Below are 19104 nucleotides of genomic sequence, written 5' to 3'. Positions count from 1 at the left end.
CATCATAGAGTGGAGCCATGACACAGCCGTTCATCGATTTCATCGCCCACAGCCCCTCCGCGTTCCATGCGAGCGCAACCGTCGCCGAAAGGCTCGAGTCCGCGGGGTTCACACGGAGCAAGTCGCTTGACGACGGCGCACACGCCCCCGGCGGCCACCTCATCGAGCGCGACGGCGCCGTGGTCGCCTGGTGGGTGCCCGAAAACGCCCGCCCGCGCTTTCGGGTGGTCGGCTCCCACACCGATTCACCGGGCCTGATGGCCAAGCCGGACCCTGACGTGGTGCGCGAAGGCTTCCGCCAGGTTGCGGTGGAGGTGTACGGCGGGCCGATTCTGGCCAGCTGGTTCGACCGCGACCTGACGTTTGCCGGCCGTGTGGTCACCGCGGACCGCACTGAGCACCTGGTGAATACCGGTCCGGTCGCGCGCGTGCCGAATTTGGCCATCCACCTCTACCGCGGCGACATGCCGGAGATTGACCGTCAGGTGCACACCCAGCCCATCCTGGGCGTGGACCGTCCGCTGCTGGAGCTCGCGGCGGAGTCCGCGGGCATCAGCGCCGAAGACGTGGTGGCGCACGAGCTGATCACCGCTGACGCGCAGCGCGGTGAGGTCATCGGCGACCTGCTGGCAGCGGGTCGCCTGGACAACCTCACCAGCGTGTGGGCCTCCCTGGAGGCGATGCTCGCGGCGAAGGACGACGCCGAGGACATTCTGGTGCTGGCTGCCTTCAACCACGAGGAGGTCGGCTCCGCGTCCACCGCCGGCGCCGGCGGGCCGCTGCTGGAGCGCGTGTTAACCAAGGTGGCGGCCAGCTTCGGCGACCCGGCCGAGATCATCGCGGACTCCATCCAGGTTTCCGCCGACGCAGCCCACGCCGTGCACCCGAACTACCCGGGCAAACACGATCCCACCCACCACCCGCTGGTGAACAAGGGGCCAGTGCTCAAGATCAACGCGAATCAGCGCTACGCCTCCAACGCCGCCACGGAGACGGAGTGGATCCTGGCCTGCCGCGCGGCGAGCGTGCCGCACCAGACGTTCGTGGGCAACAACGCGGTGCCGTGCGGGTCCACCATCGGGCCTATTTCGTCGACGCGCCTGGGCCTTCCCACGGTGGATGTCGGCGTGCCACTGCTTTCCATGCACTCCGCGCGCGAGCTGTGCGGCGTGGACGACATGGACTACTTCGTGCGCGCGCTCACGGCTTTTTATGCGGCGGCGCAGTAAGGCATACTTACCGCCATGTATTCGGGACCGTTCCAGCCAGGCGACAAGGTGCAGCTCACAGACGCGAAGCGCCGCCACTTCACCATCGAACTCAAAGAGGGCGGGCAGTTCCACTCGCACAAGGGCATAGTCAGCCACGACGACATCATCGGCGCCGATGAGGGCACCGTGGTGAAGTCCACGCTCGGCTCCGACTACCTGTGCTTCCGCCACCTGCTGGTGGACCACGTGCTGTCCATGCCCCGAGGCGCCGCGGTGATCTACCCGAAAGACGCCGCCCAGATTCTGGTCGAGGGCGACATCTTCATGGGCGCGCGCGTGCTCGAGGCGGGCGCCGGCTCCGGCGCGCTGACCATGTCGCTGCTGCGCGCGGTCGGGCCGCAAGGTCACGTCTACTCCTACGAGATCCGCGACGACCACCTGGCGTTCGCCAAAGACAACGTCGCCGATTACTTCGGCGTCGAGCCGGAGTGGTGGACCCCGCGCCTCGGCGACTTCGGCGAGGTCACCCCGGAGGACCTGGACGGCCAGGTCGACCGCGTCATCTTGGACATGGTGGAGCCGTGGCACTTCATCGACACCGTGAAGAACGTGCTCATCCCGGGTGGTGTGTTCATGACGTACGTGGCCACCGTGCCGCAGCTGATGAACATCATGGAGGCCATCCGCGAGGCGAAGTGCTTCACCGAGCCGCGCGCGTGGGAGACTCTGCTGCGTGAGTGGAAGGTTGAAGGCCTTGCCACGCGCCCGGAGCACCGCATGAACGCGCACACGGCATTCCTCGTGTGGACACGCAGGCTTGCCGACGGGGTGACGCCGCCGCGGCCGCAGCGCAAGGCTCGTCGATAAGCAGCCCGCTCCTATGTAGGCTCGAACGCATGCCTGAAATCCACGACGATGCCTTCGGACCGGAGCTGCGCGAGCTCAAGCGCAAAAACCGCGATCTCGGGTCGCGCAACGAGAAGCTCGCTGAGCTGCTGAAAGTCAGCCGCGACAAGCTCAATGACTTGTACGCGAAGGTCGAGGAGCTCAACGAGCCGGCATCGACGTACGGGATCTACCTCGCGCCCGCCCCGCGCAGCGGAGAGGCGGAGGTGCACACCACCGGACGGCGCATGCGGCTGAAGGTCTCGCCGCTGGTGGATCCGTCCAAGCTAGTCCCCGGCACGCTCGTGCGGCTGGGCGAGGGCACGATCGTGGTGGAGACCTGCGGTTTCGACCCCACCGGCCAGCTCGCAACCATGGTCGAGCGGGTCGGCGTGGACCGCGCGATTGTGGCGGACCAGCAGGGCGCCGAATCGATTGTCATGCTCGCCGAGCCGCTGCGCGAATCCGCCCGCGCCGGCGACACGGTGCTGGTCAACGCCTCCGCCGGTTACGCGTTTGAGCGTATCGCGAAGACCGAGGTCAACCAGCTGTCCCTGGACGAGATCCCGGAGGTCACCTACGCCGACATCGGTGGTTTGAGCTCCCAGATCGAGACGATCCAGGATTCCGTGGAGCTGCCGTTTTCCCACCCGGAGCTTTACCAGGCCTACGACCTGCGCCCGCCAAAGGGCCTGCTGCTGTACGGCCCGCCCGGCTGCGGCAAGACGCTCATCGCTAAGGCAGTGGCGAATTCGCTGTCGCAGCGCATCGGCGACGGGGGACAGGCGCACTTCATCAACGTCAAGGGCCCGGAGCTTTTGAACAAGTTTGTCGGCGAGACCGAGCGCCGCATCCGCCTCATCTTCGAGCGCGCCCGCGAGCTGGCCGCCGGTGGCAACCCGGTGATCGTCTTCTTCGACGAGATGGAGTCCATCTTCCGCACCCGCGGCTCCGGTGTCTCCTCCGATATGGAGACCACCGTGGTCCCGCAGCTGCTCACGGAAATCGACGGCGTGGAGGACATCGCCAACGTTATCGTCATCGGCGCGACCAACCGCGAGGAACTCATCGACCCGGCCATCCTGCGCCCCGGCCGCCTGGACATCAAAATCCGCGTCTCGCGCCCCAACAAAGACGAAGCCAAGGACATCCTCGCGCGCTACATCACCGAGGAGGTCCCGCTTTCGGCCCCGCGCGAGGTGCTTATCGACGCCACCGCGGACGCCATGTTCGCCCCGCGTCCCTTCGTACGCCTCGAGCTTGTCGACGGCTCCGCCGAAACCCTGCACTACCACCACTTCGTCTCCGGCGCGATGATCGCCAACGTGGTGGACCGCGCCAAGAAGCTGGCCATCAAGGACCACCTTTCGGGCGTGTCCACCGCCGGCCTGACGGAGGATCACCTCCGCGAGGCCGTCCGCGCCGAGCAGGACGAGAGCGAAGACATGCCGAACACGGCGAACCCCGACGAGTGGGCGCGCATCACCGGCCGCCACGGCAAGCGCGTCGTCGCCGCGGAGGTCATCGGGTAGTTTCACCTCTGGGCGTGGCCAAGGGCAGCGAATGTCTGGGCGACAGTGCTGACGGCTTGCTCGAAATCACCAGCGCTGAGGTGTGCAAAGCTCAGCACCAAACCGTCGCCGCTGTTGGTCCACAAGGTGGATTCGTGGCCGGACGCGATACCGGCCTCAAGCAGACGCGTTTCAAACTCGTCCCGCTCTTCTCGGGTGCCGAAACGAACCGTGAGGTCCGCGCCGTCGCCGGGTGCGAGTCGGGCACCGTCGTATAGCGGAACCAGCCGCTCGTGTAGTACTTCCCGTCGCAGCGCTAATCCCCGGTGGACGGCGCGGGATGCGCGGCGGGCAACGCCGTCGTTAAGCAAGTGCGCGATCGCCCGCTGGGTGACGGAGGAAACCGGCATGCCCAAGACGCTGCGGACCTCGCGCAAAGCCTCGGCGGTCGCTGGCGAGGCCACGACGTAGCCGGCGGCGAGCTCGCGGGAGAGCAGCGTGGAAAACGTGCCGAGGGTGAGCACGTCCGCGCGGGTTGCCAGCGAGGACAGCGCCGGTTGTGGGGAGATGCGGTAGCGCAGCTCAGTGTTGAAGTCGTCCTCGATCACAACCGTGTTGGTGCGCACGGCCCACTCGAGCAGCTCCACGCGGCGGGCGGCGGGCATTGCGCCGCCGAAGGGGTAGAGATGCGACGGGGTCACCAGTAAGGCGTCGAGGGAGTCTGGGAGTTCGTCGACCACGATGCCGTCGGCGTCGGTTGCGCATTCCACGACCTCGTGGCCGGCGAGCGGGATCACGCGACGCAGTCCCGGGTGCCCGGGGTCTTCCACGCCCACGCACAGGTTTGGACCAAGCGCAAAGAGAATGCACATGAGTCCCTCACGGGAGCCGCCCGTGACCACGATCTGGTCCGGTGAGACGCGCATACTGCGAGCGAGGCGGAGATGCTCAGCCACTGCATGGCGCAGCTCCGGCTCACCGGACTTGTCCACCGCGTTCCCGGGTTCCGCTGCGGCCACGCGCCACGCCTTACGCCAAGTTGCGGGGCGGATGGTGCCCGCGCTGCCGGGCGAGGGCTTCAAGGAGATGCGTGCCTTCGGGGTTGTGCGGGCAGGCGAGCCGCCGGCGGGTTCGGGCAGGGGCGCGGCGACGGTGAGGTCCGGGTGGATCCGCGTCGGCGCGCCCTGGCTGGTCAGCAGGTAGCCCTCGCCTTCGAGCTGGTCGTAGGCGGTCACCACGCTGCCGCGGGAAACGCCGAGCTGCTCGGCCAGGGCGCGGGTGGACGGGATGGCGTCGTTAGGCGAAAGTGCACCTGAGGCCACAGCGTCGCGAATGCCCGCGGCGATCTGCGCGGGGATGGGCGTGGGGTGGTCGCGGGAGATATGCAGCAGCATCAACTGGTCCAAAGAAACTAAATGGAACTGGCACTTGGAATCTACCAGTTGTCAAGGCAGACTAAGCGGTATGTCTGATGTAGAACAGCTGAACCAGAAATTCATCGGCGGCGTAATCATGGACGTGGTCACGCCCGAGCAGGCCAAGATCGCCGAGGACGCCGGCGCATCCGCCGTCATGGCGCTCGAGCGCGTGCCGGCCGACATCCGCGCGCAGGGCGGCGTGGCCCGCATGTCGGATCCGGACCTGATCGAGGGCATCATCGAAACCGTCGACATCCCGGTCATGGCCAAAGCTCGCATCGGCCACGCAGTGGAGGCGAAGATCCTCGAGCACCTGGGCGTGGACTACATCGATGAATCCGAGGTGCTCAGCCCGGCCGACTACGTCAACCACATTGACAAGCGCGGCTTTTCCGTGCCGTTCGTCTGCGGCGCGACCAACCTGGGCGAGGCGCTGCGCCGCATCAACGAGGGCGCGTCCATGATCCGCTCCAAGGGCGAGGCCGGCACCGGCGACGTCTCCGAAGCCACCAAGCACATCCGCAAGATCACCAGCGAGATCGCCGCTCTCCAGGCCATCTGGGCCAACAACCGCGACGAGCTCTACGTCGCCGCCAAGGAGCTGCAGGCGCCGTATGAGCTGGTCGCGCAGGTGGCGGAAGACGGCAAGCTGCCGGTGCCGCTGCTGGTCGCCGGCGGCGTGTCCACCCCGGCGGACGCCGCGTTCATGATGGAGCTCGGCGCGGACGGTGTCTTCGTCGGCTCCGGCATCTTCAAGTCCGGTAACCCTGAGGCCCGCGCCAAGGCCGTGGTGAAGGCGACGAAGAACTGGAACGACATCGCGGTGGTCACCGAGGCTTCCCGCGGCCTGGGCGAGGCGATGGTGGGCATCAACGTCGCCGATCTTCCGGCGCCGCACCGCCTGGCCGAGCGCGGCTGGTAGGCCTCGAAACGCGTAAAGCTCGTTACCTGCACCTCGTTATTGCCCTCTGAGGCGATACACGATGTGCGAGTAACGAGCTTTTGCTTTGCGACGCAAGCTCCGCCTAGCGCACGTCCCCAAACTTGCGCACGACCCAACGGCTGATCGCGATGAGCACCAACCCGAGCACGATGGTCACCGCGGACAGGGTGAGGAAGAAAGTGCGCTCAGCGGTGGCGTCGTTCGGGTTGTACAGCGAGCCGAGCACGCCGGACAGCGCGGTGCCCATGGACACCGACATCAGCCACACCGCGAACAGACGCGACTTGAACGCCACCGGGGCGACCTTGGTGGCCAGCGAGTTGCCGACCGGGGACAGCAGGAGCTCGCCCATGGTGAACAGGAACAGAATCAGCACAAGCACCGCGAGCGGCGTGGAATTCTCGCCCTTTCCTACGTACGGCAGGAAGATGAACAGCGACAGGCCGATGATGATGTTGGCCACGCCGAACTTCGTGGCAGACGCCCACTGGCGTTCGCCGAGCTTCGTCCACATGGCGGCGAAGATCGGCGCGAAGATGATGATGAACAGTGGGTTGAAGGACTGCACCTGCGCGGGTTCGAGTTCGGTCCAGAAGAAGTCCAGGTTCGCGCGCTGGTCAGTGTACAGCGCCACAACGGTGAATTGCGACTGGAAGATGGCGAAGAAGGCCACGGAGCCGGCGAGCAGCGGGATGTAGCCGGTCAGGCGCGACTTTTCGTGGGCGGTGACCTTGTTAGAGGCGAACATCTCCCACAGCAGAATCACTGTTGCTGCAAGGGCGATGGCGAAGACCACCCAGCTCAGCCAGTCCAACGGCAGAATGCCCGTGGTCAGCAGACCGACAACGAGGGCGGCGACAGCAAGCGCACCGAAACCAACGGGCGCCCACTTCGATCGCGGCAACGGGTTGGGCACCTCGGAACCGGCAGCGCCGATGGTGGACTTGCGCATCAGCGTGTACTGCGCCAGGCCAATGGCCATGCCGATGGCGGCCAGGCCGAAGCCCCAGTGGAAACCGGCCATGCCCCACACCCAGCCCGTGATTGCGGGGCCGAGCAGGCCGCCGATATTGACGGACATGTAGAAGATGGAAAAGCCTGCGTCACGGCGCGGGTCCTCGCGGGTGTACAGGTCGCCGAGCACCACCTGGGTGGCCGTCTTCACGCCGCCGGAGCCGATGCCGATGCACACCAGGCCGATGGCCAAGCCTGTTGCGCCGGGAACGAGTGCAAGCACACAGTGCCCCACCATGACCAGGATTGCCGAGTAGAACAGCGTGCGCTCCGCACCGAGGATTCTGTCGCCCACGAAGGATGCGACGAGCGCCATCATGTACACAAAGCCGCCGTAGGCGCCGACCAGGCTCAGCGCGGTGGGCTCGTCGATACCGAGGCCGCCCTCGGTGGTCGAGTGGTACATGTAGTAGGCCAGCAGCGCCTGCATGCCGTAGAAGCTGAAGCGCTCCCACAGCTCAATGCCGAAGAGGTTGGCCAGCCCCCAGGGCTGACCGAAAAATTTGCGCTCGGTCTGAGGCGCGGACACACCGGGCCGTGGTAGTGAAGTCATAACTAAATAAAATACGTCCGATCGTATTATCTTCCAAACACGGACACGCCTGTAGGCTCGTCACCTATGACGCGCTACATGGGAACCGAGACGGAGTACGGCATCACCTGCCCGGACAACCCGCAGATCAGCCCGCTGGTCACCTCCACGCACGCGGTGGTCGCGTACGCGGCGCTGCGCACCCAGGCCCGCACCCGCTGGGACTATGCGGAGGAGGCGCCGTTGAAGGACACCCGCGGCTTCGACCTGCAGCGCTACCGCAGCGTGCCGGTCGTGGACGCGAACGCGATCGGGGTTGCCAACGTGGTCACCACCAACGGCGCGCGCTACTACGTCGACCACGGGCACCCGGAGTACTCCAGCCCGGAGTGCTCGAACGCGTTTGACGCGATGGTCTACGACGCGGCCGGCGACATCGTCCTCAACGACGCCGCCGCCTGCATACGCGAGCTGTGGGAGCAGCAGGTCTCCGTGCTAGCCAAGCACGAGCCGTGCCCGCCGCTGAAGTTCTACAAAAACAACGTCGACGGCAAGGGCCGCTCCTACGGCAGCCACGAGAACTACCTGTACTCGCGCCACACCAACTTCGAAAACCTCACCCAGGCGCTGATCCCGTTCTTCGTCACCCGCCAGGTCATCATCGGCGCGGGCCGGGTGGGCATCGGCCAGGAGTCGCAGGAGCCGGGCTTCCAAATCTCACAGCGGGCGGACTACTTCGAGCAGGAGGTTTCGCTTGAGACCACGCTCAACCGCGGCATCGTCAACACGCGCGACGAGCCGCACGCACCCGAGGAAGAGTTCCGCCGCCTGCACGTCATCGTGGGGGACGCGAACATGAGCCAGTTCTCCAATTTCCTCAAACTCGGCATGACCTCGCTTGTGCTCGACGCGATTGAGTCCGGGGTGGATTTCTCGGACCTGCGCCTGAAAAGCCCGGTCGAAGACATCAAGGCGGTCAGCCACGACCCCACGCTGCAATACGAGCTTGAGCTTCTCGACGGCCAAAGGTTGACCGCGATCTCCATCCTCCGGGAATATAGGAGAAGGTGTGAGGGGCGGAGCGACGTCGATAAGCAAGTGCTCAAGATGTGGGGCGAGGTCCTCGACGATCTCGAGCGCGACCCGCTCTCCACCGCCGATCGGCTGGATTGGACGGCGAAGTGGGCGCTGGTGCGCAGGTTTGAGCAGCGCGGCGCAACCCAGGCGAAGCTGCAGGCGATTGACCTGCAGTACGCGGACATCGACCCAAAGACGTCCCTGTACCACGCGCTGGTGCGCAAGGGCGCGATGCGCACGCTGGTCAGCGCCGAAGAGATCGCGCGCGCCGCGGTGCACCCGCCGGAGGACACCCGCGCCTACTTCCGGGGACGCGCCGGCGAGAAGTTCGCCGAGGACCTAACGGCGTCGAACTGGCAGTCCATGCTGTTTACCGTGGACGGGCAGCTCTACCGCGTACCTCTGGACCTGCTGGGCAGCCACACGAAAGCGGACGTGGGGGAGTTAATCGAAAACTCGGTGACAACACGCGAGCTGCTTTCCGGCCTGGGGCTGGCCCCAGAACGCTAAGGTTGCATCTATGGCTACGCAACAGACACACGCTTCCGGTGGCGGGGACAACCACGGCGAGGACGTCGCCGCAGAATCGGCCGGCCAGGCCCAGATCAACACCTCCGGCACCGACGACCTGCTCGACGTGATTGACGCGCTGTTGGACAACAACGCGGAGGAGTTTGTGAAGTCGTTTGTGCAGAAGGGCGGGCAGTAAGCTGACAACCAGCTACCCGCGCCGAGTCATGGGCGTAGAAACGGAGTTCGGCGTGGCCGCCTACGACGGCTCACGCCAGGTGCTCACGCCCGAGGAGGTCGCGCGCTACCTGTTTCGCCCGGTGGTCGCGCAGCACCGCAGCTCCAACGTTTTCACCGCCAACGCTTCGCGCCTGTACTTGGATGTGGGCTCGCACCCTGAGTACGCGACCGCGGAGTGCGACTCGCTGAGCCAACTGCTCGCCTACGACAAGGCGGGGGAGCGGATCTTCCACCAGTTGTCGCAGCAGTGCGACGAGGCGCTGCGTAACGACGGCTTCGCGGGCTCGACCTATCTGTTCAAAAACAACGTGGATTCGCGCGGCAACTCCTACGGCGCGCACGAGAACTACCTGATCAGCCGCGAGCTCGCGCTGAAGTCCTTCGGCCAGCAGTTGCTGCCGTTTCTGATTACGCGCCAGCTGATCTGTGGCGCGGGCAAGATCGCGGGGGATAAATTCGTCATCTCCCAGCGCGCGGACCAGGTGTGGGAGGGCGTTTCGTCCGCCACCACGCGTACCAGACCGATCATCAATACCCGCGACGAACCCCACGGTGATTCCCACCGCTTCCGCCGCATGCACGTGATCGTGGGAGATTCCAACATGTCCGAGCCCACCTTCGCGCTGAAGGTTGGCTCGATGCTGCTGGTTATCGAGATGCTGGAGGCCGGTTTCGACCCGCCGGACATGGAGCTGGCGGATCCGATTGCGCACATCCGCGACATCGCCGCCGACCCCACAGGCGCCACCGAACTCACCCTTGCAGCGGGCGGCACCGTCACCGCGCTCGAGGTACAGCAGCGCACCCTCGACGCTGCGAAGCGCTGGCTTGAGCAACGCCCGGACGAGGGCACGCCGAATGAGGAGATGGCGCGGGTGGTGGACCTGTGGGCCCGCGTGCTCGACGCCATTGCCACGCAGGACTTCTCTGGCGTGGACACCGAGATCGATTGGGTGATCAAGCGCAAACTGCTCACCCAGTTCAAAGACCGGCTCGGCTGCGGCTGGGACCACCCGAAGCTCGCCCAGATCGATCTGACGTATCACGACATCAACCCCGAGCGCGGGCTGTTCTACGTGCTGGAGCGCAAGGGGCTCGCGGAGAGGTGGATCGAGGATGCCGCCATCGAGCACGCGGTGGACAACCCGCCAGCGAGCACGCGAGCCGCTGTTCGCGGTGAGTTTCTCACCGCCGTGCGCGAGCGGGGCCTTGCGCATAATGTCGACTGGGTGCACTTGAAGGTCAACCGCCCGGAACCCCGCACCGTGGAGCTGCAGGACCCGTTCGCCAACGCGGACGATGCCGCAGCCGAGCTGATTAGCTGGGTGCGGGCGCAAGAAACTGCAGAAGGGTAGGTCGCGGTGGCCAACGACAATGACATGGTCGTGCGCCAAGTTGGGCTCACGTTTGCGTTGCTGGCCTCACCCGCAAAACGCGACGTGGCCTGGGTGCAGGCGCATGTTGACGGCTACGGCGGCCGCACCCGCGACGCCGCCACGCACTTAATCGAGCGCGACGTGCGCGAGCTGCGCGACCTCGGCGTGCCCGCGCGCTACCAGGACGGCGAAGTCTGGGTAGTCAAGGATCTCTACGAGCTGCCGGCTGTCGACCTCACCGCCGAGGAAGCCTCCGTGGTTGGCCTTGCCGCAGATTTGAGCAAGCCGGGATCGCTCGGCGAGTTCGCCCGCTCCGGCTGGACCAAGCTCGCGGCCTCAGGGGCGACGCGCTCCATGGACGCGCCCGCGCTGATGAGTGTGTCCAACGACATCTTCCAGCTGCGCCCAGACACCCTGCGCGCGATTGTGAAGTGTGTGCAGGCGAAGCAGCGCATTTCCTTCGACTTCGTCCGCGCCCCTGGCAAGGACCCGGAGCGCCGCGTGGTGGACCCGTGGGGCGTGGTGTCTTTGAACAACCGCGCCTACTTTGTCGGTTACGACATCGAGCGCGAAGACGTGCGCGTGTTCCGCCTGAAAAAGGTTTCGGGGCTGAAGAAGGTGCGCCACAGCGACGCGTTCCACGAGCGCGCAGGTGACCTGCAGGCGCTGGTGGAGGAGACGCTGCGCGGCGAGCTGATCAGCGCCACCGTCACCGTCACCCGCGGCACCGGCGAGGAACTCGCCCAGCGCGGCACCCGTGCCTCCGGAGTCGACACGGGCGGGCAAGACCATGACACCATCACGCTGCGCGACGTGGACCGCGATTGGGCGGTGCGCACCATCGCCAGCCTCGCCGGAAACGTGGTCGCGGTGGAGCCGGTGCAGGTCCGTCAGGACGTCGTTAAGCTGCTGCGCACCGCTGTAGAGGGGAGCGACTAATGGCCGTGGACTTCAAGCGCCAGGAGCGCGTGGTGCGCCTGTTGAACCTGCTGGCGTACTCGTCGAACCACCCGGGGCTGACGCCGATGGAGATCGCGCGCGACCTGGGCGCGGACCCGATGCAGGTGCGCGACGATTTCGAGCTGCTGTTTCTTTCCGGCGTGGGCACCGGGCCCGGCGAGATGATCGACCTGGAGTACTCCTGGAAAGGCGTCGACATTATCGACGACCAGGGGTTGACCACCCCGCTGCGTCTTTCCCCGGCGGAGGCAAGCGCCCTGCTCATTCTGCTGGATTCCCTGGAAACGATGCCGGGGCTTGTGGACGGCCGCGCGGTGCGCTCCGCCGCGGAAAAAATCCGCGCGGTGACGACCTCCCAGGCGGTCGGCGACGCCGAGCACACCGCTGACGCCGGCGTCGCCGGCACCGTGGCGGAGGCGCTCGCCGCCAAGCGCAAGCTGCGCATTACCTACTATTCCGCATCCTCGGACACCGTCTCCGAGCGCGAGGTGGACCCCGCGAGCCTGTTCCACCAGTCCGGCGCTACCTACCTGCGCGCCACGGACAGCGGCGAGACGAAGACGTTCCGCCTGGACAGGATCCAACATGCGGAGCTTCTCGACGTTCCTTCGGAGACCCCCGGCACAGATTTCGACCCGGCGGACCCTTTCGGCATGGCCGACCAGCCGCAAGCCAAACTGCTAATCCACAAAGACGCCACCTGGCTTGCGGACTACTGGGACATCGAGCTGGAGGATGCGCAAGCGCAGGACGAATGGCTCCCGGCAACCATGCGCTACGGCAGCGACAGCTGGCTGGTTCGCTTCAGCCTCAGCCAAGCTGACCGGGTTCGCATCGTCGAGCCTGCAGGTCTTGCCGCGGAAGCTATGTCGCGCGCGCAACGAATACTCGACGCGTTAGACTAATCTGCGCGTTACACCGTCTTCGGAAAGGACAGCCCATGCCAAATGTTGGATGGACCGAGCTCATCATCGTCATCTTCGTCGTGCTGCTGTTGTTCGGCGCAAACAAGCTGCCGGACCTGGCGCGTTCCATGGGTCGCTCCGCACGCATCTTCAAGTCCGAGGTCAAGGAGATGCGCAACGAAGACGAGGCGGACACCCCTGCGCAGCAGCGCCAGATCGACGCTGCTCCGGCGCAAGAGACCCGCAGCGCTGCCCAGGAGGCGGACTTCTGGGAGCGTCCGGAGAACAATCCACGCTAGTTCCGCCTGATGGCACGCACGAAAACCCCCAAGAAGCCGAAGCGAGCGAAGAACCCGGCCGGTGAGATGTCGCTGGTGGAGCACCTTCAGGAGCTCCGCCGGCGAGTGATTATCTCGCTGGCCGCGATCGTCGTCGGCACCATCATCGGTTTCATCTGGTACCAGTCCGCCCCGCCGCGAATGATGCCGTTGGGCGAGATCATCCGCGGCCCCTACTGCAACCTGCCGTCGGATCTCCGGGCGGATTTCACCGGCGACGGCGAATGCCGCCTGCTGGCTACCAACCCGTTTGAGATGTTTATGCTGCGCCTGAAAGTCGGCGCGCTTGCTGGTCTGGTCCTTTCATCGCCGGTGTGGCTCATGCAGATCTGGAACTTCATCACCCCGGGCCTGCACAAAAACGAGCGCCGCTACACGTTTAGCTTCGTCACCATTGCGGTGCTGCTGTTCGTCTCCGGCGCGCTGCTCGCGTACTTCGTGCTGGACCAGGGCCTGTACGTGCTGATGACTATGGGCAGCGAGTTCCAGGTCGCCGCACTGACAGGTGGGGAGTACTACAACTTCCTCCTCGCTCTCATTGTCATCTTCGGTGTCAGCTTCGAGGTGCCGCTGATCATCATCATGCTCAACTTGCTGGGTGTGCTGCGCTATGAGCACGTCAAGGACAAGCGGCGCCTAATCATCGTGGGCATCTTCATCTTCGCTGCGGTGATGACTCCGGGCCAGGATCCGTTTTCCATGGTGGCGCTGGCTATCTCCATCTGTTTGCTGGTGGAGATGGCTTTCCAGTTCTGCCGCTGGAACGACCGCAAGCACAAGCGCGAACGCCCCGACTGGATGGATTTGGACGACGAGGAGGCCTCCGGCCCGATTGAGGCGCCGACGTCCGTCGGCCCCGCAAGCAGCATCGGGACGGAGGCGATTGAGCGCCCGGCATCGGTGCAGCGCGCGCCGGAGCGCCAGCACAACTCCTCGCCGCGGGGCTACGCGGGCGGAGCAGATTTCAGGGACGTACTGTAGGGGGCATGCTTTCCCCCGATCCTGGTACATCGTTTCTGCGGGAATTCGCCGACGCGAAGCCGTTTGCACTCGACGACTTTCAGCTCCAGGCCTGCCAGGCGGTGGAGCAGGACCGCGGCGTGCTGGTGTGCGCGCCCACTGGTTCGGGCAAGACCATCGTCGGCGAGTTCGCCGTCGCACTCGCCCTGCACCGCGGCACGAAGTGCTTTTACACCACGCCGATTAAGGCGCTGAGCAACCAGAAGTACCACGACTTAGTCGCAGAGCACGGCGAGGACGCGGTGGGCCTGCTCACCGGCGATACCAGCATCAACGGCTCCGCCGAGATCGTGGTGATGACCACCGAGGTGCTGCGCAACATGCTGTACGCGGAGTCGCCGCAGCTGGACCGGCTCACGCACGTGGTGATGGACGAGATCCACTACCTCGCGGACCGGGACCGAGGTGCTGTGTGGGAGGAGATCATCCTCAACCTCGACGATTCTGTCAGCCTGATCGGCCTGTCCGCCACCGTGTCCAACTCCGAGGAATTCGGCGAGTGGCTCGACGCGGTGCGCGGCGACACCGAGGTCATCGTTTCTGAGCACCGCCCGGTGCCGCTGAGCCAGTACATGATGGTGGGCCGCAAGATGTTCCCGCTGTTTGAGCCGGGCACCGGCGGGCGCGTCAACCGCAGCCTCGAGCACGCAATCGAGCGCATCGAGGCGGGCTCCTCCGAGGAGGGGCGCCGCGACTTCGAGGAGGGGAGGGGCTTTCGTTCCCGCTCGCGCAGCGGACGCTCGCGCGGCCAGGACAAAGTGCGCCCCGTCGGCCGGCCCGAGGTCGTCTCCGCGCTTCAGCGCCAGGACATGCTGCCGGCAATCGTGTTCATTTTCTCCCGCGCGGGCTGCGACGGAGCGCTGTTCCAGTGTTTGCGCTCGCGCAAGGAGCTGACCACGCCTGAGGAGCGCGCGGAGATCGAGCAGATTATCGACGACGGCGTGGAAGGCATCCCCGAAGAGGACCTGGAGGTGCTGAACTTCCGCCAGGTGCGCACAGCCTGGATGCGGGGGTTCGCCGCGCACCACGCTGGCCTGTTGCCCGCGTTCAAGCACATCGTGGAGCAACTGTTCGTCCGCGGCTTAGTCAAGGTCGTCTTCGCCACCGAGACCCTGGCGCTGGGCATCAACATGCCGGCGCGCACCGTGGTGTTGGAGAAAATGGTCAAGTTCAACGGCGAGGCGCACGTTGACCTCACCCCGGGCCAGTACACCCAGCTCACGGGGCGCGCTGGCCGCCGCGGCATCGACCACATCGGCAACGCCGTGGTGCAGTGGGCGCCCGCCATGGACCCGCACCAGGTGGCGGGGTTGGCGTCCACACGCACGTACCCGCTGATTTCCCAGTTTCAGCCCGGCTACAACATGGCTATCAACATGCTGGCCATGAATGGCTTCGACGATTCCATCCGACTGATCGAGCAGTCCTTCGCCCAGTTCCAGACGGACCGCTCCGTCGTCGGCGAGGTGCGCGACATCGAGCGGTTACAGCAGAAGGTACGCTCGCTGCGCTCAAAGCTCGAGCGCGACATCTCCGCGTTCGCTCCGCCGAGCGATGACGCGGCCGCCGAGCTGGTCGACTACTCCCAGCTGCGCCGGGATCTGTCGGAAGAGGAGAAACAGGCCCGCCGCGACCACCTGGACAGCCGCCACACCGAAACCATCAAGATCCTCGGCTCGCTGCAGGTGGGTCAGGTCATTGCGCTGCCCAGCAAGCGCAAGCCAGAGCTTGCCGCCGTGGTGCAACCCGCGGGCAAGCCGCACGACCCGCGCCCCTGGGTGACCACGGAGCGCGGCTGGTCCGGGCGCATCGACGCCGCCGCGTTCAAAAACCCGCCGTTGGTTGTGGGCCGCATCAAGGTGCCGCGTCACATGCAGGACCAGCCGCGCCGCCACGCCCGCAAGGTTGCGTCACTTCTGCACCGCGGCCACTTCAACGCCCCGAAACGCCTCCGCGAGAAGTCCCGGGTGCGGCCGAACAAGAAGGTCACCGCGCTGCGTGAGGCCATCCGCAACCACCCGGTGCACGACTGGCCGGCGGCGGATAGGGAGATTCTGGCGCGCACCGCCGAGGAAATCGTGCGCGAGGAGCGCACGCTTGCCAAGCTGGAGCGCCGCGTGGATACCTCCACCGATTCGCTGGGCCGCACGTTTGAGCGCATCATCGGGTTGCTCACGGAGATGGATTACGTTGAGCTTATCGACGGCGAACCGCAGGTCACCGACGAAGGCGAGCGCCTCTCCCGCATCCACAACGTTTCCGATCTTTTGGTCGCGCAGTGCCTCAAGCGCGGCATCTGGGACCACCTGGACCCGGCCGAACTGGCCGGTGTGGCCTCCATGGTGGTCTTTGAAAACCGGCGCGCCACCGGCGGCAGCCCCGAAGCCGCCACCGACGCCATGGCCGACGCGATGAACGAGACGATGCGCATCTACGGCGAGCTGGTTGCCGACGAACAGCGCCACAATCTGCCCGCAACCCGCCTGCCGGATCCCGGGTTCTGCCTGTCCATCCACCAGTGGACCGCAGGAGCACCACTGGGTTACGCGCTGGCCGCGGCGGCGGAATCGGGCGCAGAGCTCACTCCCGGCGACTTCGTGCGCTGGTGCCGCCAGGTGATCGATTTGTTGGAGCAGATCAAAAAGACCGGTTATTCGGACCAGATCCGGGACAACGCCAACCGGGCTGTGGACGCAATCCGCCGCGGCGTGGTGGCGATCGGCAACTAGAGCCCCCGCAGCGACCGCGCCAGGCCCCGCGGCCACAGCGACACGGTGGCGATGCGCAGGTTCGTGCCGCCCGGATCCAGGATGAGGGATTGCACGCCAACGACCTTTCCCCAGACCAGCACAGGGCCGCCGGAGTCGCCCTTGACCGCAGGCGGATTGGCGTAGACCACTCCGGCCGGACGCACCCGCGTCACGCGCTTCCGGGACCAGGACACCGGAAGCGTGCCCAGGTAGACACCCGGCCGTGCCTGGACGCTGCGCGCCTGGCCGCCGTAGCCGAGAGTGAGCGTACGGGCAAACAGGCGCGGCGACGGCCCGAGTTCGAGGGGAGTGGCATCGACTCGCTTGGGCAGCCGGGCGAGTGCGACATCCGTGCCGGTCAGAAGTTGGAGGCTGTCGACGGGGAACACGGAGCCGTCGATACGCACCCGCGCCCCAGCATGCGAGCGCTCGCGGAAGAAGTGCGCACAGGTGAGCACGATGTCTGGGGCGATGAGTGCGCCCGAGCAGTAGCCGCCGCCGGGTGCGCTCAGGCGGGCGACGGAGCGGTTCAGGGCAGGCAACACTCCCACGATGCTAGCGATCTACCATGGCGCACATGACTGCATTCGACTCTGATACGTACACCGCACGCCGCCAGGAAGCCGTCGAGTTGGTCAAACAGCGCGGTCTGGGTGGGCTGGTCATCGGCACCGGCGCCGAATTCGCCTACCTCACCGGTTCCTGGACTTTCTCGCACGAGCGGCTCACCGCGCTGGTGATCGCGCCTGGCGGCACCACGGTGGTGGCACCGGTGACCGACATCCAGTCGCTGGGGCTGGAGGGTGCCGCAGACGTCGAAGTCATTGGCTGGCGCGACGGGGAAAACCCCTACAAGCTGGTGGCGGACACGCTTGAAGACGGCACCGTGGGTCTCGGGTCGTCGCTGACCGCGGACCACGTCTTCGCCCTGCAAGCGTTACTGCCTGCAACCGAGCTTGCCTCCGACGCGGTGGCGGAACTGTTCATGGTCAAAGACGCCGATGAGGCCACCGAGCTTGCGAAAGCCGGCGCCGCCATCGACCGCGTGCACGAGCGCGCCGCCGAACTGCTCCAGCCTGGACGCACGGAGCGCGAGATCGCGGACGAGCTGCACGCGCTGATTCTTCAAGAGCACGCGAACGTGCAGTTCGTCATCGTCGGCTCCGGGCCCAATGGTTCCAACCCCCACCACGACTTCTCCGACCGTGTCCTCGAGGAAGGGGACCCTGTGGTGGTGGACCTGGGCGGCGCGCTGCCGTCCGGCTACCAGTCCGACTGCACCCGCACCCACGTAGTGGGAGAGCCTGCCAAGGCGCCGAAAGAATTCCTGGAGGCCTACGGGGTGCTTGAGCGCGCGTTCGACGCCGCGTGCGCTGCCGCCAAGCCCGGCATCACTGCCGGCGAGCTCGACGCCGCTGCGCGCGAGGTCATCGCAGACGCCGGCTACGGCGAATACTTCACGCACCGCCTGGGCCACGGCATCGGCCTGTCCGGCCACGAGCAGCCGTTCATCATCGCCGGCTCCGACGTCGTGCTGCGCGAGGGCATGGCATTTTCCATCGAGCCCGGCATCTACGTGCCAGGCAAGTGGGGCATGCGCATCGAGGACATCGTGCGCATGACCGCTGACGGTATTGAACCGCTCAACCACACCCGCCGCGACCTCGGCAGCGCCAATGGCTAGCGGCACAGTGCTGCTGCTCGGGGCGCGCAGCGACATCGGCGGCGAGATCGCCGCACGCGTCTGCCAGGGCCGTGAGGTCGTGTTGGCCGCCAGGGGGAGTCGGGGCCTGGCGGACGTCGAGAAGCGGATGCTCGCCGCGGGTGCCACAGCGGTGCGCACGCTCGACTTCGACGCCACTGATCTGGACTCGCACCGGCGCGTCGTGCGCGAGGCGGGCGAGGTGACCACCGCCATCGTCGCATTCGGCATCCTCGGCGACCAGGAGCTCGCAGAGCGCGACGAGCACGAGGCCGCGCGCATCGCCACTGTGGACTACCTCGCACAGGTGAGCTTGTTGACGGTACTTGCCGACGAGATGGCACGCGGGGAGATCTTCGCCTTCTCTTCCATCGCCGGGTGGCGGGCACGCCGCGCCAACTACGTCTACGGCTCCACCAAGGCGGGCCTGGACGCGTTTTGTCAGGGCCTGATGGACCGGCTGCACGGCACAGGCCTCAGCCTCATCCTGGCGCGACCGGGCTTTGTCATCGGCTCGATGACGCAAGGCATGACACCGGCGGTGATGTCGGTGACCCCGGATGTGGTCGCGGACGCGGTGGTGGACGCCGCCGCGCGCGGCACAAGCGCCACGGTGTGGATCCCGCGGCGCCTGGCTGTCCTCGCCGCAATTATGCGCGCTGTGCCGCGGCCAGTGTGGAGGCACATGCCGAGGTAGCGGTGAGCCCAGGTA

The 19104-nt window shown here is 66.2% G+C and carries 17 protein-coding genes; 14 read left to right on the top strand and 3 right to left on the bottom strand.

The window, feature by feature from the left end; genetic code table 11:
* The first annotated feature begins 17 nt into the window (after positions 1 to 17).
* Genes HMPREF3151_RS04495 through arc form a run of 3 tightly spaced genes read left to right on the top strand, consistent with a single transcriptional unit; the run spans position 18 to position 3628 of the window.
* Entirely contained in the window at positions 18 to 1229 is a 1212-nt protein-coding gene (locus HMPREF3151_RS04495) for a M18 family aminopeptidase (RefSeq protein WP_070473886.1), read from the top strand.
* A 15-nt stretch (positions 1230 to 1244) separates the two neighbouring features.
* Positions 1245 to 2078, top strand: coding sequence for a tRNA (adenine-N1)-methyltransferase (locus HMPREF3151_RS04490; protein ID WP_070473884.1), 834 nt, complete (start codon positions 1245 to 1247; stop codon positions 2076 to 2078).
* Between the two features lie 29 nt (positions 2079 to 2107).
* Entirely contained in the window at positions 2108 to 3628 is a 1521-nt protein-coding gene (arc, locus tag HMPREF3151_RS04485; protein ID WP_070473883.1) for a proteasome ATPase, read from the top strand.
* 2 nt (positions 3629 to 3630) lie between these two features.
* Here the strand turns inward: arc and HMPREF3151_RS04480 are convergent, their stop codons facing one another.
* Positions 3631 to 5001, bottom strand: coding sequence for a MocR-like pyridoxine biosynthesis transcription factor PdxR (locus HMPREF3151_RS04480; protein WP_070473881.1), 1371 nt, complete (start codon positions 4999 to 5001; stop codon positions 3631 to 3633).
* A gap of 70 nt (positions 5002 to 5071) precedes the next feature.
* Between HMPREF3151_RS04480 and pdxS the strand changes: the two genes are divergently transcribed.
* Positions 5072 to 5947, top strand: coding sequence for a pyridoxal 5'-phosphate synthase lyase subunit PdxS (pdxS, locus tag HMPREF3151_RS04475; protein ID WP_070473879.1), 876 nt, complete (start codon positions 5072 to 5074; stop codon positions 5945 to 5947).
* A gap of 103 nt (positions 5948 to 6050) precedes the next feature.
* Here pdxS and HMPREF3151_RS04470 read toward each other — a convergent pair whose 3' ends face one another.
* Complete coding sequence (locus HMPREF3151_RS04470) at positions 6051 to 7535, bottom strand: peptide MFS transporter (RefSeq protein WP_070473877.1); 1485 nt, start codon at positions 7533 to 7535, stop codon at positions 6051 to 6053.
* A gap of 66 nt (positions 7536 to 7601) precedes the next feature.
* Here HMPREF3151_RS04470 and dop point away from each other — a divergent pair, with 66 nt between their 5' ends.
* The 8 genes from dop to HMPREF3151_RS04430 are packed head-to-tail and all read left to right on the top strand — an operon-like array spanning position 7602 to position 16669.
* The gene (gene dop, locus HMPREF3151_RS04465) at positions 7602 to 9101 is read left to right on the top strand and encodes a depupylase/deamidase Dop (RefSeq protein WP_070473875.1); all 1500 of its coding nucleotides are present in this window, start codon (positions 7602 to 7604) and stop codon (positions 9099 to 9101) included.
* Between the two features lie 10 nt (positions 9102 to 9111).
* Entirely contained in the window at positions 9112 to 9300 is a 189-nt protein-coding gene (locus tag HMPREF3151_RS04460) for a ubiquitin-like protein Pup (protein ID WP_070473873.1), read from the top strand.
* 28 nt (positions 9301 to 9328) lie between these two features.
* Positions 9329 to 10696, top strand: coding sequence for a Pup--protein ligase (gene pafA / locus HMPREF3151_RS04455; protein ID WP_141741319.1), 1368 nt, complete (start codon positions 9329 to 9331; stop codon positions 10694 to 10696).
* Between the two features lie 6 nt (positions 10697 to 10702).
* Positions 10703 to 11656, top strand: coding sequence for a helix-turn-helix transcriptional regulator (locus HMPREF3151_RS04450; protein ID WP_070473871.1), 954 nt, complete (start codon positions 10703 to 10705; stop codon positions 11654 to 11656).
* Entirely contained in the window at positions 11656 to 12582 is a 927-nt protein-coding gene (locus HMPREF3151_RS04445; protein WP_070473869.1) for a helix-turn-helix transcriptional regulator, read from the top strand. Before HMPREF3151_RS04450 ends, HMPREF3151_RS04445 begins: the two co-directional genes overlap by 1 nt.
* A 35-nt stretch (positions 12583 to 12617) precedes the next feature.
* On the top strand, positions 12618 to 12881 hold the full coding sequence (gene tatA / locus HMPREF3151_RS04440; RefSeq protein ID WP_070473867.1) for a Sec-independent protein translocase subunit TatA: 264 nt from the start codon (positions 12618 to 12620) through the stop codon (positions 12879 to 12881).
* Positions 12882 to 12890: 9 nt separating this feature from the next.
* A complete protein-coding gene (tatC, locus tag HMPREF3151_RS04435) occupies positions 12891 to 13901 on the top strand; it encodes a twin-arginine translocase subunit TatC (RefSeq protein WP_246815200.1) in 1011 nt (336 codons plus the stop codon).
* A gap of 5 nt (positions 13902 to 13906) precedes the next feature.
* Entirely contained in the window at positions 13907 to 16669 is a 2763-nt protein-coding gene (locus HMPREF3151_RS04430; RefSeq protein ID WP_070473865.1) for a DEAD/DEAH box helicase, read from the top strand.
* On the opposite strand, the gene HMPREF3151_RS04425 is transcribed toward HMPREF3151_RS04430, so the two are convergent.
* Entirely contained in the window at positions 16666 to 17235 is a 570-nt protein-coding gene (locus HMPREF3151_RS04425) for a trypsin-like serine peptidase (RefSeq protein ID WP_070473863.1), read from the bottom strand. The two genes, HMPREF3151_RS04430 and HMPREF3151_RS04425, sit on opposite strands and share 4 nt — an antisense overlap.
* A 23-nt stretch (positions 17236 to 17258) precedes the next feature.
* Here HMPREF3151_RS04425 and HMPREF3151_RS04420 point away from each other — a divergent pair, with 23 nt between their 5' ends.
* Positions 17259 to 18374, top strand: coding sequence for a M24 family metallopeptidase (locus HMPREF3151_RS04420; protein WP_070473862.1), 1116 nt, complete (start codon positions 17259 to 17261; stop codon positions 18372 to 18374).
* Complete coding sequence (locus tag HMPREF3151_RS04415; protein WP_070473860.1) at positions 18367 to 19089, top strand: SDR family oxidoreductase; 723 nt, start codon at positions 18367 to 18369, stop codon at positions 19087 to 19089. The genes HMPREF3151_RS04420 and HMPREF3151_RS04415 overlap by 8 nt, the downstream gene beginning before the upstream one ends.
* Positions 19090 to 19104 lie beyond the last annotated feature (15 nt).

The sequence above is a fragment of the Corynebacterium sp. HMSC05H05 genome (assembly GCF_001807265.1).
Classification (GTDB): Bacteria; Actinomycetota; Actinomycetes; order Mycobacteriales; family Mycobacteriaceae; genus Corynebacterium.
The sequence above is the reverse complement of the archived record's forward strand: the minus strand, read 5'-3'. Positions and strand labels throughout refer to the sequence as shown.

Excerpts from the sequence above, each read along its gene's own strand:
- HMPREF3151_RS04460 (WP_070473873.1), top strand. The coding sequence starts at position 9,112 with ATGGCTACGCAACAGACACACGCTTCCGGTGGCGGGGACAACCACGGC.
- tatC (WP_246815200.1), top strand. The coding sequence starts at position 12,891 with ATGGCACGCACGAAAACCCCCAAGAAGCCGAAGCGAGCGAAGAACCCG.
- pafA (WP_141741319.1), top strand. The coding sequence starts at position 9,329 with ATGGGCGTAGAAACGGAGTTCGGCGTGGCCGCCTACGACGGCTCACGC.
- HMPREF3151_RS04470 (WP_070473877.1), bottom strand. The coding sequence starts at position 7,535 with ATGACTTCACTACCACGGCCCGGTGTGTCCGCGCCTCAGACCGAGCGC.
- HMPREF3151_RS04490 (WP_070473884.1), top strand. The coding sequence starts at position 1,245 with ATGTATTCGGGACCGTTCCAGCCAGGCGACAAGGTGCAGCTCACAGAC.
- HMPREF3151_RS04415 (WP_070473860.1), top strand. The coding sequence starts at position 18,367 with ATGGCTAGCGGCACAGTGCTGCTGCTCGGGGCGCGCAGCGACATCGGC.
- tatA (WP_070473867.1), top strand. The coding sequence starts at position 12,618 with ATGCCAAATGTTGGATGGACCGAGCTCATCATCGTCATCTTCGTCGTG.
- arc (WP_070473883.1), top strand. The coding sequence starts at position 2,108 with ATGCCTGAAATCCACGACGATGCCTTCGGACCGGAGCTGCGCGAGCTC.
- HMPREF3151_RS04430 (WP_070473865.1), top strand. The coding sequence starts at position 13,907 with ATGCTTTCCCCCGATCCTGGTACATCGTTTCTGCGGGAATTCGCCGAC.
- HMPREF3151_RS04480 (WP_070473881.1), bottom strand. The coding sequence starts at position 5,001 with ATGCTGCTGCATATCTCCCGCGACCACCCCACGCCCATCCCCGCGCAG.
- HMPREF3151_RS04445 (WP_070473869.1), top strand. The coding sequence starts at position 11,656 with ATGGCCGTGGACTTCAAGCGCCAGGAGCGCGTGGTGCGCCTGTTGAAC.
- HMPREF3151_RS04495 (WP_070473886.1), top strand. The coding sequence starts at position 18 with ATGACACAGCCGTTCATCGATTTCATCGCCCACAGCCCCTCCGCGTTC.
- pdxS (WP_070473879.1), top strand. The coding sequence starts at position 5,072 with ATGTCTGATGTAGAACAGCTGAACCAGAAATTCATCGGCGGCGTAATC.
- HMPREF3151_RS04420 (WP_070473862.1), top strand. The coding sequence starts at position 17,259 with ATGGCGCACATGACTGCATTCGACTCTGATACGTACACCGCACGCCGC.
- dop (WP_070473875.1), top strand. The coding sequence starts at position 7,602 with ATGACGCGCTACATGGGAACCGAGACGGAGTACGGCATCACCTGCCCG.